Origin of the sequence: Halococcus thailandensis JCM 13552 (assembly GCF_000336715.1) — an archaeon.
Classification (GTDB): Archaea; Halobacteriota; Halobacteria; order Halobacteriales; family Halococcaceae; genus Halococcus; species Halococcus thailandensis.
The window spans coordinates 20,905-32,743 of sequence record NZ_AOMF01000174.1 but is presented as its reverse complement, the minus strand read 5'-3'; the positions used below and the strand labels follow the sequence as shown (position 1 = coordinate 32,743).

The window sequence follows — 11,839 nt, the reverse complement described above, 5'->3', positions numbered from 1 at the left end:
AAACCGACCGGCCCCGTTCCGGCTCGGACGCACGTTCGGCTCAGGCTGACGACGTGCGCTGATCGAGATAGGTCGCCAGCGCGTACGCCATCGACGCCTCACACCACCGCATCAGCGTGACGCGCCTGGTGAAAAAGCGCTCGCGCCGGAAGCGGAACTTCCCGTCGCCGGCGTACAGCGTACCGAGCACCCAGTCGATGATCCGTTCGGCGGCCGCGAACTCGCCGGCACGACTGAAGACGATGATCCCCTGCGCGGCGGCGTTGATGTCCCGCGGATAGCTGTTCGATTCGTCCCAGTTCGGCGCACCGTCGTCCGTGAACAGCTCTTCACGGTAGAACGCGAGCGCATCGTCGAGCACGCCGGCATATCTGTCGGCACCGGTGAGTTCGCGGTGGCGCAGCAGCGATTCGATGATGAACCCGTTGTGATGGTTGTCCATCGAGAGATGCGACGCCGACGGCGGATCGCGGTACATCCAGCCGCCCTCGGGCCGCTGGCACGAGACGACGTAATCGAGCAGTTTCTCGCCGCGTTCGCGATGGTCGCCGCCGAAGCGCGCGCCGAGTTCGAGCAGCGTCACGCCGCCGAGCGCGACCGCGTTGAGCGTGTAGTGGTCGGACGACCACGCCGGAACGTACTTCATCCGCGCGCCATCGTCGATCTCCTCGTATTCGAGATCCTCGTCGATGAAGTCGGCGACCGAACGCACGGTCTCGGCGTAGTCGGCCTCGCCAGTATCGAGCCCGGCGTCGTGGGCCGCGAGCAGCGCTCGCACCGCGTACGCCGTCGAAACCATGTCGGGGTAGGAGGGTAGTCCCTTGATGTCGAGATGCTGGATTTCGTGGCGATGGGCACCACAGAAACCCGCATAGCCCGGCGTCCGCTCTTCGACGAGCCACTCGGCGAGATCGTGCGCCTCGCGCCCGTAGTCGACGCCGCTGCCCTCGCCGAGTTCCAGTTCGTGGGCCGCGAGGTTCGCCATCGTGAACATGGCCGTCCCCTTGTAGTTGCGGCGCTGTTCGACGAGAAAGAGCGGTCGCACGTTGATCGGCGCGCGCTTGATCGTCTCCTGAACCGCGATGTTCACCCACTTGTTGTCGACGGGGAGCGCCTGCAACAGCCGGCTGCTCATCCCGTCACCGTAGTCCCAGCCGGTGTAGTCGCGTTCGCGGGCGTAGCCCAGCGTCTTCCCGAGCAGTTCGCCCGTGAGCCCCGTCGATCGGCGTTGCGATGCTGTCATCACCCGATCGGAGTCGGTCGAGACAAATCCGTTCGTCGGAAGCCGATCGAAACGGCGAGTCGGTTAGCGCCCGCGCCGCGTCGCGAGCAGCGCCGCGCCGAGCAGCGCGACGACGGCCACCGCGATGCCGAAGCCGGGACCACTCGAACTGCTGCCGCTGCCGTTGCCCGAGCCGTTCCCGCTGGCGTTGCCCGAACTGTTGCCGCCGGCATCGTTGCCACCGGCAGCCGTGCTCGCGCCGCCGCTCGCGTTGGCACTACTGTTGTTCCCACCACTGCCGGCCGCGGCGGTCGATTCGGTGAACTGCTGACCGGTGATGGTGATGCTGTCGTCCTGTGCACTTGTCGTGCTGTCGTTGTCGAGACTGACGACCGAGCCGTCGTCGATCCGCGTGACGACGTACTGCCCCTGCTGGAGGTCAGTAGTATCGATCGTCGCCGAACCGTTTGCGGCGGTCTCGAACTGGTTCACCGTTCGCCCGGGGCTGCCGTTCTCGACCGCGCGGAGCTGATAACCGGTGCTCGCTTCGCCCTGGTCGAAGTAGAGCCGTGCGCCCTGGTCGTACTCGCTGCCCGACTGGACGCGGCCGTCGGCGTCGACGGTGGTGACGTAGCCGGTCGCGTTCGCCGGCTGACCGTTGTTCGTCACGACCGCATCCTCGTTCGGATCGAACGTGCCGTTTAGCCGTTCGGACTGGCTGCTCCCGCTGGTCTCGTAGTAGGCAACCGCCATGAGCTGCTGGCTCTCGTTGACGTTGCCGTTGAGATTGACGGTGTAGTTGCGCTCGTTGTACAGCGCGACGATGGGCTGGCTACTGCCGACCGGCTGCCCGCGCGAGCCGTTGTCGGCCACGGTAAATATCCCGATGTAGCCGGCGTTCGGGATGACCCCGGAGACGTTCACCGACTGGTTCGCGCTGAACTGCGAGGCGCTCTGGTTCGAGAACGACAACGAGGCGCTCTCGATGCGATAATCGTCGGTCACCGGGCCGTCGGTCGATCCCGAGGGCGTCGTCGTCGAGACGCCGACCGAGTAGCTGCCGTCGCTCGTCGGCGTCGTCACGTTCGCGACGTTGGCGACGATGCGATCGTCGGCGCTCACCGATACCGGCTGCTGGAAGGTGAGCGTGATCTGGCCGTCCGACGTCGAGACGTTCGCCGGATCGACCGTCCGCTGACTACTCGAACTGGCGACGGTGACCGAGACCGACCCGACACTGACGTTCTCGACACTGCCGTCGAAACTGCCGCTCGCCCCGAAGTCGACCGTCATCGATTTCATCCCGTCCTGCGTGATGGCATCGCTCCCCTGAGCGACGACCGAGACGGGGAAATCGGTCGCGCTCGTCCCCGGCGAGTGCGGGTACGGAGCCGCCGTATCGGAATCGAGCGCCGCCGCCGACCCGCTGACGGCGATGCCGCCGACGAGTGCCGAAACGAGCACTACGGTGATCATGAATGCGCTGCGTCGTACCGCCGTCATGGCTGTGGGTCCCTCATTGGTTGGTCTCCGAGAGCCGCCTCTGACCGATGCAACGGCCGATAGCAGCCGTTTCGGTCACGGTTCGGCTCCCTTCGTTGGCGTAACTGTCAGCCCCATCATACTCATTTCTATCGGTTCGTATCCACATACCGTGACCGATCGAGATCCGTCCATGTGCTACGCTGTAACTATCAGTTCGAAAGGATAGTCGGAAAATACGGATGCCGCAGCGATCGATTCAGCGGTTGCGTCGCGTCGCGAGCAGCGCCGCACCGAGCAGCGCGACGACGGCCACCGCGATGCCGAAGCCGGGGCCGCTCGAACTGCTGCCGCTGCCGTTGCCCGAGCCGTTCCCGCTGGCGGTACCCGAGCCGTTTCCGCTGGCGTTGCCGCCGGTTGCGGCGTCACCCTCGCCGCTGCTGGCAGTGGCGGTGACACCGGTATCGGTCGCAGCACCACTCGCGTTCGTCGTGTTCGCCTGTGTGGTCGCCTGCTGGCCAGTGATGAGGATGCTATCGTCCTGTGCGCTGGTCGTGCTGTCGTTGTCGAGGCTCACGAGCGAGTCGTCGGCGATCCGCGTGATCGCGTACTGCCCTTCCGAGAGATCGCTCGTGTCGAGGATCGTCGTGTCGTTCGCGCCCGTCTGGAACTGTGTCGCGGCGGAGCCGAGTTCGCCGTCCTCGACCGACTGCACCTGGTAGCTCGTTTCCGGTTCACCCTGCGGGAAGTAGAGTCGTGCGCCCTGTGCGTACTCACCGCCGGCCTCGACTTGTCCGTCGACGTCGAGCGTCGAGACGTTCGCGGTCGCGTTCACGAGCGTGCCGTTGGTCCGCAGCCGTTCGTCGTCGTTCGGATCGAACGTCTGGTTCTCGCGGAGGCTCGCCGAGCGACCGTTCGTCTCGCTGTACGCGACGGCCATCAGCTGTTGACTCTCCGTGACGTTGCCGCTCACGTCGATGCTGTACTGCTGGCTCGACGTGGCCGTGGCGACGTCAGTCGAACCGACGAGCTCACCTGGCGAGCCGTTCGGGGCCGTGGTGAACAGCCCGACGTAGCCGCCGCCCGGCACCGACGCCGAGACGTTGATCGACTGCTGATCGCTGAACTGCGAGAGGTTCTGGTTGCCCATCGACAGCTCCGGCGCAGTCGTCGAGTAGGAGACCGACGTTGGTCCGTCGGTGCTGCCCGATGCGGTGGCGAACGTCGCGTTGACCGAATGGCTGCCCGGTCGATCCGGCGTCGTGAAGTTCCCCACCTTGACCGCGACCTCCGCCCCGGTGTTCGGGCTATCGGAGGCGAACTGCGGCTGGACCGGCCGCGGAAGCGTGATGGTAACCTCGTTGCCGGCCTGATTCGAGGAGACACTGATGTTCGCGACATCGACGATGTCGGTGTTGTTCTCGGCGATCTCGATGCGCTGGCCGCCACGCACCGCGATGAACACGTCGTCGTCGGTCACGTTGGAGACGTCGGCATCCGGACCCGCATCGAGCGTGATCTCCTTGATGCCGTTCTCAGCGACCGAATCGCCCGGTCTGACGACGTAGACGAACGTCCCGAGCGTGTCGGAGCTTGGCGTCAGCGGATAGGTCGCGCCCGCGCCGGGATCGAGCGCCGCCGCCGTTCCGCCGAGGGCGACGCCGCCGACGGCCGCCGAGAGCAATACCACCAGTACCATTCCCGCAGTTCGTATCCGTGTCATGATTGTCGTCCAACAGCGTTGAGCGTATCGCTTCAACTGGCGCGGCCCGATCGTATATGAGTAACGGCTTCGCCCGACCGGTGTCGCGGCGGGCGGACCGACGTGTTTAGGAGCATCGAGTTCCTCGCCGGAAGCAAGACTGAATGAACTATCTGTTTTTCACGAACACTCCTGCGCACGTCCATCTCTACAAACACGCCGTTGCGGCCCTCGAACGTCGCGGTCACGACGTGTTGATTCTCGGTCGTGACTACGGCTGTACGAAGGAACTCCTCGACTATCACGATCTCCCCTACCGACTCTATGGCCGGCTGGCGACGAAAAAACGATCGCTGTTCTACCAGCTCCCGCGTCACTATCTCTCGATTCTCCGACAGACGTGGCGATACTCACCCGACCGCATCTTCGGGATGGGCGCGTACGCGGCCCATGCGGGTGCGCTCTCGCGCACGCCGGTGACGCTGATCCTCGACTCCGAGCCGACCTCGCTCGATCACACCGTCTCACGGCCGTTCGCCGACGCCATCCTCACGCCCGACGCCTTCGGCAAGGATCTCGGGGCGAACCACTATCGCTTTCGCGGCTTCAAGGAGTGTGCCTACCTCCACCCCGACGTGTTCACCCCTCGCGACGACATCCGCGAGCAGCTCGGCGTCGGCCCCGACGAGAAATACGTCATCTGCCGGTTCAACGCCTTCGGCTCACATCACGACGTCAGCCAGTCTGGCATCGGTCCCGCCGAGCGGCGTACGCTGATCGAACGCCTCGGCGACGACGCGACCGTCTTCGTCTCCGACGAGAGCGGCACGATGGAGTTCGACGGGATCGACGCCCGGCCGTACGATCTCCATCCCGGGCTGTTGCACGACGCACTCAGCGAAGCCCACCTCCTGGTCGCCGACACGCAGACGATGGTCACCGAGGCCGCGCTGCTCGGGACGCCCGCTATCCGGTCGAACTCCTTCGTCGGCGAGGAGGACATGGGCAACTTCATCGAGCTCGAAAACCAGGGGCTGATCTTCAACATCGCCTCCTTCACCGAGGCGATCGAGCGCGCCGAGTCACTGCTCGACGAGGAGGATCTCACGGAGAGATGGACCGCCAAACGTGACGCGTTCATGGCCGACAAGGTGAACCTCACCGACGTCATCGTCGAACTCGCCACCAGTCCGAACGGGGCCGCCGGGGTCGACGGCCTCTCGCACGGCAGCCCGCCACGACGGACCGACCCGCCGACACCCGAGCGTTAGAACCGATCGACGGCCCGATTCACCAGCTGATAACCGCTTTTCGCGACGTCCATCGCCATCCCGCCGGATTCGGCGACGTAGTAGGGCGTCAGCTCGCCCCCGAACTTCGATTTGTACCGGCAGAGCTGTTCGGTGTTCGCGCCGACGAGGTCGTACTGGTTCACGGAGTCGATCGGCGGATCGTCGGCGATATCGTTGATGATGCGCCAGTGGAGGAGGCTGTTGATGCTGACGTTCTCGTGGGTCGCGCGCGTGCCACCGAGCCAGTAGTACGCCGCATCGTTCGAGAACAGCGTGATGACCCCACCCAGATGGTCGCCGTCGGCACGGGCGACGTAGACGCGACAGCGATCGCCAAACTCCTCGATGACGTCACGCACGTACGGCCACTCCGGGCCGAACGGTTCGGACTGTTCCGCGTAGCGGGCGGCGGTCTCCCTGAAGACGCGCTCGCCGCCCCTGATACCAGCGGTCCCGATATCGATATCGAGGTCCATCCCCGAGCGGATCTCCCGGCGAAGGCTTCGACTAAAGGAGTCGATGAGTTCGTCGGGGTCGTCGGCCATGAGGCGATAGGTGAAGGCCGGTTCGACCGACAGCCCGTTCCAGCGGTACGGGCGCGGGTCGGTGTAGTCAGGCGGGCAGAGAATGCGGACGAACGTTCGCGGCGAGTCGGCATCGAGCGCCTCCAGGAGTTCTGCGGTGAACTCGCGGTTGACCTTCTCGCGCTTGCGCTGTTTCGGGCTGGTCGGCATCACGAGCGGTCCCAGACTGGGGACGGCCATGCCCGGCGGTGGCGAGGAGACGATCCGCAGCCCGCCGACGTGGCGGACGAACAGCGGCACCATCGCCACCAGCTGCTCGCCGCGATAGCCGCCGAAGAGATGGCAGTCGCCGGATGCGTGGCGGTCGAGGACGGACAGCGCCTCGGGAGTGTGGAAGACTTCGAAGCCACGCTCGGGAAGCGCCCCCGCCCACGTGTCGCGATCGAGCCGCTCGATCCTCATTGATCGAACGGGCGTGCGCTGGCGTTCATCATTCGGTGTCTATTACGCCCCGGCAGCCGAATAAAGGGGTTGTCCTTTGCTCGTCGTACCACACTCCGTATGCCATAGCAGCAGCTGACGAATGGAACGAAACGGGCGGGACGGAGTGGGCCGAGTCCGGATCCGAGTGGGGTGCGCGGCGGGACGAGCGCTGTGTGCCGGCTGCGACGAGAAAAGCGTCACGTACCGGCAGTTACAGGAAGGCGTCGATGCCTGATAAGCTCCTCGCTTCTATCGCCGATCGCGGAGCGCCGGGAACTCCTCGCGCACGCTCGTCACGCGTTCGGGATCGATGTCGGCCGTGACGATCGTCGGTTCGTCGGCAGCGTGCTCGCCGGCACCCGCTTGCGCCGAAATCTCACCCCAGGGATCGTAGATCGCCGAGCGCCCACAGAGTGCGGTCTCGCCGAACACGCCGGAGCCATTGCAGGCCGCCACGAACAGCTGGTTCTCGATCGCCCGCGCCCGCGGGAGGAGTTGCCAGTGGTCGACGCGCGGATACGGCCACGCACTCGGGACGAGAATCAGGGTCGCCCCTGCAGCGACGAACTCGCGATACAGTTCGGGAAAGCGCAGATCGTAGCAGGTCGTGGTGCCGATCGTGAATCCGTCGAATGCGGCCAGTCCGAGCGAGTCGCCGGGAACGAGCAGTTCGGCCTCTCGCGACTCGTAACCGAAGAGGTGGTGTTTGCGGTAGACTGCTCGCCGTTCGCCATTACGGTCGAAGAACACCGACGTGTTCGCCAGACCGCTCTCGCTCGGTGTCTCGAACCCGTCACGCGCGCTCGCCGCGAGCTCCTCGACGATCGAGCCAGCGAGCACGCCGACGTCGTGGGTTCGTGCCGCGTCCGCGATCCGCGCGAGCGTCGGTCCCGCGAGCGATTCGGCCGCCCGCTCGTACTCGTCGAACGCGAAGTAGCCGACGGAGAATATCTCGGGGAGACAGACGAGATCCGCGCCGTCGTCCGCAGCTGTGGCGATGGCCGCGAGCGCGCGTTCGACGTTCGCCTCGATCGCGCCGGGTTCGATGTCGTGTTGACAGCAGGCGAGGCGCATCTACGGCTCGGCCGCCGTGTCCGCGCGGATGGCGGCTTCGAGGTTGTCGAGCTCGTCGTCGAGGTTGCGTTTGAAAAAGCCCTCGACGCCCGGCATCTTCCCCTCGACGGTGAAGCGATTGCGCAGGCGAGTGCCGTCGTCGACGGCTTCGAGATCGTGTTCGCCGACGACCCGGAGCACGCGCGAGCGCCCGACGAACTCCACGTGCGTCGGCGGGTCGCGTTCGGTGTCCTCGGTCTCGACGGCGATCGTGCGATCGACGAACGGGATCGGCAGTGAGATATGCCAGGTAGCGTGGGTCTCGTCGTGGATCTCGAACGAGTCGACGACGCTGATCGCTTCGGCGCGCTTGCCCGGATCGGCGATGAAGGCCCAGACCTGTTCGGGCGGGACGGCGAGCTCGAACGTGCGTTCGATCCGGACTGTCATATCATCAGTAGACGTTCAGTCGGTAAAAATCCGCCGACCCGAACGTGAGAGCGCCCGATCACTCAGCCGGGCGTGACACGCCACGTGGTCGATTTCGCACGGCTCCACTTCTCGATGTCGATCTCCTCGGATTCCTCGTCGAGCCGCGGCAGCCGGACGCCGACCTGTTTGGCGCTCAACCCGAGCTGGTCGGCGATGTTCTTCGAGCGGAAGTAGCGCTCGCCACGCGCGACGCTGTCGTGGAGATACGCGAGGATCCGCCGATCCTCGTCGGAAAAATCGGTCATTACGATCACTACGGTCGTGAGACTCTTAACGCTTTGTGGCAGCCGCTCACCCCGACAGATGTATCGCCACGATCGCGATCGCGCCGGCGATCGAGGCCGCGGCGAACCCCCAGGCGGCGGTGAGTTGGGTTTCGAGCAGTCCACCGACGAGCGCGGCGAGCGCGCCGACGAGCGCGAGGACGACGAACAACACGGCGAAGCCGACGCCGCGGTCGGTCCCGACGGATGTGGCCATGCCGGCGCTATCACCGGCGGGGACTTAGTTCGTTCCATCACGGCGGGTGCTGTGGCGGCTCACAGCCGAATCGTGGCGGCCGATCGACAACCTATTTCCTCCGACCGCGAAAGCATACCCGATCGAATGAATCGCACGCGCGCCGTCGTCCTCTTCATCGTCGTTCTCGCCGCGATCGGCGGCGTGGCCGTCCTCACCGTCGATCGTCCGTCGGTCACGGGAACCGAGAGCCGCTTTGCGGGCGTGAACGACTCGACGACGCTCGTCACGACCGAACTCCGCGTCACGAACCCGAACCCGATCCCGATCGAGCTCGGCAACACGACCGTAACCCACTCGATACGGATGAACGGCATCGAGATGGGCACCGGGAGCCGTGACGACATCCGGGCCGCACCGGGCACGTCGACAGTGAACTTCACGACCGCCATCGACAACCGGAACATTCCGGCGTGGTGGGCGAGCCACGTCGAGCGCGGCGAGCGCACGCGGGTCGTCACGGGTGCGGCCGTCGACCTGCCAGTGTTCGGGACCGCGCGCGTGAGCGAGAATCGAACGCTGACGACCGACATCACCGGCGCGCTGAACACGAGCGAGCCACGGCCGATCAACGCGAGCCTTCCGTTCGTCGACGATCCCGTCCTCGTCGTCGAGCGCACGTCGGCGACGTGGGGGAACGTGACGCGCGCGACGACGCCGCTCGACATCGCCCTTCGAGTACGGAACCCGTCCGAAATCCCGATCCCCGTCGCTCGCATCGACTACACGCTCACGATGAACGGGATCGCCGTCGGCAACGGCACCACCGGCGAGGGAACGGTGCTCTCGCCCGGTAGCGAGCAAACGATCACGGCGGAGGCGGCCATCCGCAACGACGAACTCGACGACTGGTGGGTCAGCCACATCGAGCGCGGCCAGCGGACCGATCTGGGGATCTCGCTTACCACGGTGCTCGAACTCCCCGACAACCGAACGGTCGAACTGCCGCTCGACGATCTCGGCGGGAACACCACCATCGACACCGACGTGTTCGACGCGGGGAACGGCTCGACCGGCTCGACGAGTTCGATCCGGCTGACTGGCTGAGAGGAGGGGTAGTGACGCTGACCGATGGATATTACTCCCGGCTGTTCCGTCGTTGAGTATGGATGTCCGCTTGCTCGAAGCCACCGACGATCCCGAACGAGTGATCTGTACCGCCGCGCGCAGCGACTACTCGTCGGGCTTCGTCGGCGAACAGTCGTTCGCGGAGACGATGAGCACCGTCGACGGGGAGACGATCGAGGAGAAAAAACGTACGCTCGTCGGCCGCCTGCTCGATCATGGCCACTTCGGCCCGTTCGAGCACCCCCAAGCGACCTTCGGCGTCAAGGGGATCAGCCGCTCGTGTATGGCCCAGCTCACCCGCCATCGCCACGTCTCCTTCGACGTCCAGTCGATGCGCTACGTCTCCTTCGACGAGGTCGATCCCGCCGACGTGCGTGAGGGCGCGATGATCGTCACGCCGCCGTCGGCGACCGATCCAGACTGGGTAGGGCGCAATCAGAGCGGTGGCGCGGTCGACGACGAGGTGGTCGAAAAGCGCGAACGGATCTTCCGCGAATCGGTCACGGAGTCGGTCGAATCGTATCAGGAGCTGCTCGATACGGGGATGCCGCCGGAGGACGCCCGGTTCGTGCTGCCGATCGGCACCGAGGTGAACATGGTGCTGTCGATGAACGTCCGGATGTTGATGCACGTCGCGGACATGCGTGCCGCGGCCGACAGCCAGTGGGAGATTCGCCATCTCACCGAGTCGATCCTCGATCACGCCGCCGAGTGGTGTCCACTGACGTTCGCCCACTACGACGAGCAGATGAAAGGGCGCAAGAACAGACTCGCGCCCTGAGTCGTTCGGACGGTCGTGGTCATAGCGTTTTTATATGATGGTCCGATCATCTACGATGGATGAAGCGGCTGTCGGTGCTCGGCCTCGTCGCCGCGATAGTGCTCGGAGCAGTTTTGCTCCCCGCCGTAGCGGTCGGCGACGCACAGGCCGCCCCGTCGAACGGCTCCGACACCGCGACGTCGTTCAACGACGCACGGTTCGTCGTCACGGTCTACGAGAACGGCTCTGCGCGCTGGACGCAGCGCTACAACCAACCACTCACCAACGAGAGTCAGACCAGTCGCTTCCGTGCCTATGCGAACCGGTTCGGCAGCGAAGAAACGCCGTTGTACACCGATTTCAGGGAACGAGCGACGACGCTCACCGCAGGCGGCTCGAACGCGACGGGACGGTCGATGGACGCGCGCGATTTCAGGCGTGAGACGCGCGTGAGTTCGCAGCCACAAACGACGGGCGTCGTCGAGATGTCGTTCCTCTGGACGAACTTCACGTCCACCGAGGGCGGCCACACCGTCGGCGAGAGCTTCGAGAGCGGGCTCTATCTCTCCAGGGGGATGTCACTCGAATTCCGTGCCGGGCCGAACCTCGAAGTCGACTGGGAGTCGGTCGAACCCGCAGCCGACGCCTCGACCAACGGCTCGGCGAACACGACCGATTCGCTGACCTACTTCGGGCCGGCACAGTTCGCGAGCGGGCAGCCCCACGTCGTCTTCACCGAGGAATCGGCGCTGGCGGACGACGAGGGCTCGTCGTCAGAACTGCCGCTCCTGTGGGGCGCTGGTATACTCATCGTCGTTCTCGTCGGCGGCGTGATCGCCTGGCGATCGGGCATCGCCGGGACGGGTGACGAGCCGCCCGATCCCGGGGCGGCCGCCGAAGCCGAGACCGGCGACGACGCCACGAACGAGGACGAACTCGCGACGAGCGCGCCGCCGGAACCGGCCGTGAGCGCCGCCGAGATGAAGACCGACGCCGACCGGATCGCCGAGCTGCTCGACGCCAACGGCGGGCGAATGCAGCAGGGCGATATCGTCGAGCAGACCGACTGGTCGAAGTCGAAGGTGAGCACGCTACTCTCCGAGATGGCCGAGGAGGACCGAGTGAGCAAGCTCCGCGTCGGCCGTGAGAACATCGTCAGCCTCGACGGCCACGAGCCCGACATCACCGGCTCGCCGTTCGACGACGGGTAGGCCCAAAGCGCAACCGTTAAACCCGATTCGT

General features: G+C 65.5%; 12 protein-coding genes. 4 read left to right on the top strand and 8 right to left on the bottom strand.

The window, feature by feature from the left end:
* Positions 1-40 precede the first annotated feature (40 nt).
* The 3 genes from C451_RS17790 to C451_RS17780 form a co-directional block, all read right to left on the bottom strand.
* The gene (locus tag C451_RS17790; RefSeq protein WP_007742745.1) at positions 41-1,243 is read right to left on the bottom strand and encodes a hypothetical protein; all 1,203 of its coding nucleotides are present in this window, start codon (positions 1,241-1,243) and stop codon (positions 41-43) included.
* A 63-nt stretch (positions 1,244-1,306) separates the two neighbouring features.
* Entirely contained in the window at positions 1,307-2,698 is a 1,392-nt protein-coding gene (locus tag C451_RS17785) for a PGF-CTERM sorting domain-containing protein (protein ID WP_007742744.1), read from the bottom strand.
* A gap of 265 nt (positions 2,699-2,963) precedes the next feature.
* Complete coding sequence (locus C451_RS17780) at positions 2,964-4,403, bottom strand: PGF-CTERM sorting domain-containing protein (protein ID WP_007742739.1); 1,440 nt, start codon at positions 4,401-4,403, stop codon at positions 2,964-2,966.
* 167 nt (positions 4,404-4,570) lie between these two features.
* Here C451_RS17780 and C451_RS17775 point away from each other — a divergent pair, with 167 nt between their 5' ends.
* Positions 4,571-5,677, top strand: a complete 1,107-nt coding sequence (locus C451_RS17775) for a DUF354 domain-containing protein (RefSeq protein WP_007742737.1) — start codon at positions 4,571-4,573, stop codon at positions 5,675-5,677.
* On the opposite strand, the gene C451_RS17770 is transcribed toward C451_RS17775, so the two are convergent.
* From C451_RS17770 to C451_RS17750, 5 genes are all read right to left on the bottom strand, one after another.
* Positions 5,674-6,684, bottom strand: a complete 1,011-nt coding sequence (locus tag C451_RS17770; RefSeq protein ID WP_007742736.1) for a GNAT family N-acetyltransferase — start codon at positions 6,682-6,684, stop codon at positions 5,674-5,676. The two genes, C451_RS17775 and C451_RS17770, sit on opposite strands and share 4 nt — an antisense overlap.
* A gap of 270 nt (positions 6,685-6,954) precedes the next feature.
* Positions 6,955-7,779, bottom strand: coding sequence for a carbon-nitrogen family hydrolase (locus tag C451_RS17765; RefSeq protein WP_007742735.1), 825 nt, complete (start codon positions 7,777-7,779; stop codon positions 6,955-6,957).
* Positions 7,780-8,208, bottom strand: a complete 429-nt coding sequence (locus C451_RS17760; protein WP_007742734.1) for a CoxG family protein — start codon at positions 8,206-8,208, stop codon at positions 7,780-7,782.
* A 62-nt stretch (positions 8,209-8,270) separates the two neighbouring features.
* On the bottom strand, positions 8,271-8,495 hold the full coding sequence (locus C451_RS17755; protein ID WP_004054626.1) for a DUF7123 family protein: 225 nt from the start codon (positions 8,493-8,495) through the stop codon (positions 8,271-8,273).
* 46 nt (positions 8,496-8,541) lie between these two features.
* Positions 8,542-8,730, bottom strand: coding sequence for a DUF7525 family protein (locus tag C451_RS17750; protein WP_007742733.1), 189 nt, complete (start codon positions 8,728-8,730; stop codon positions 8,542-8,544).
* Positions 8,731-8,856: 126 nt separating this feature from the next.
* Here C451_RS17750 and C451_RS17745 point away from each other — a divergent pair, with 126 nt between their 5' ends.
* From C451_RS17745 to C451_RS17735, 3 genes are read left to right on the top strand one after another with little or no spacing between them, the layout of a single operon-like run.
* Positions 8,857-9,816 (top strand): LEA type 2 family protein, encoded by a 960-nt coding sequence (locus C451_RS17745; RefSeq protein WP_007742732.1) that lies wholly within the window; start codon positions 8,857-8,859, stop codon positions 9,814-9,816.
* 58 nt (positions 9,817-9,874) lie between these two features.
* On the top strand, positions 9,875-10,618 hold the full coding sequence (gene thyX, locus C451_RS17740) for an FAD-dependent thymidylate synthase (protein WP_007742729.1): 744 nt from the start codon (positions 9,875-9,877) through the stop codon (positions 10,616-10,618).
* Positions 10,619-10,677: 59 nt separating this feature from the next.
* Entirely contained in the window at positions 10,678-11,808 is a 1,131-nt protein-coding gene (locus C451_RS17735; protein WP_007742728.1) for a helix-turn-helix transcriptional regulator, read from the top strand.
* The last annotated feature ends 31 nt before the right edge of the window (positions 11,809-11,839 follow it).

Excerpts from the sequence above, each read along its gene's own strand:
- C451_RS17790 (WP_007742745.1), bottom strand. The coding sequence starts at position 1,243 with ATGACAGCATCGCAACGCCGATCGACGGGGCTCACGGGCGAACTGCTC.
- C451_RS17785 (WP_007742744.1), bottom strand. The coding sequence starts at position 2,698 with ATGATCACCGTAGTGCTCGTTTCGGCACTCGTCGGCGGCATCGCCGTC.
- C451_RS17780 (WP_007742739.1), bottom strand. The coding sequence starts at position 4,403 with ATGGTACTGGTGGTATTGCTCTCGGCGGCCGTCGGCGGCGTCGCCCTC.
- C451_RS17775 (WP_007742737.1), top strand. The coding sequence starts at position 4,571 with ATGAACTATCTGTTTTTCACGAACACTCCTGCGCACGTCCATCTCTAC.
- C451_RS17770 (WP_007742736.1), bottom strand. The coding sequence starts at position 6,684 with ATGAGGATCGAGCGGCTCGATCGCGACACGTGGGCGGGGGCGCTTCCC.
- C451_RS17765 (WP_007742735.1), bottom strand. The coding sequence starts at position 7,779 with ATGCGCCTCGCCTGCTGTCAACACGACATCGAACCCGGCGCGATCGAG.
- C451_RS17760 (WP_007742734.1), bottom strand. The coding sequence starts at position 8,208 with ATGACAGTCCGGATCGAACGCACGTTCGAGCTCGCCGTCCCGCCCGAA.
- C451_RS17755 (WP_004054626.1), bottom strand. The coding sequence starts at position 8,495 with ATGACCGATTTTTCCGACGAGGATCGGCGGATCCTCGCGTATCTCCAC.
- C451_RS17750 (WP_007742733.1), bottom strand. The coding sequence starts at position 8,730 with ATGGCCACATCCGTCGGGACCGACCGCGGCGTCGGCTTCGCCGTGTTG.
- C451_RS17745 (WP_007742732.1), top strand. The coding sequence starts at position 8,857 with ATGAATCGCACGCGCGCCGTCGTCCTCTTCATCGTCGTTCTCGCCGCG.
- thyX (WP_007742729.1), top strand. The coding sequence starts at position 9,875 with ATGGATGTCCGCTTGCTCGAAGCCACCGACGATCCCGAACGAGTGATC.
- C451_RS17735 (WP_007742728.1), top strand. The coding sequence starts at position 10,678 with ATGAAGCGGCTGTCGGTGCTCGGCCTCGTCGCCGCGATAGTGCTCGGA.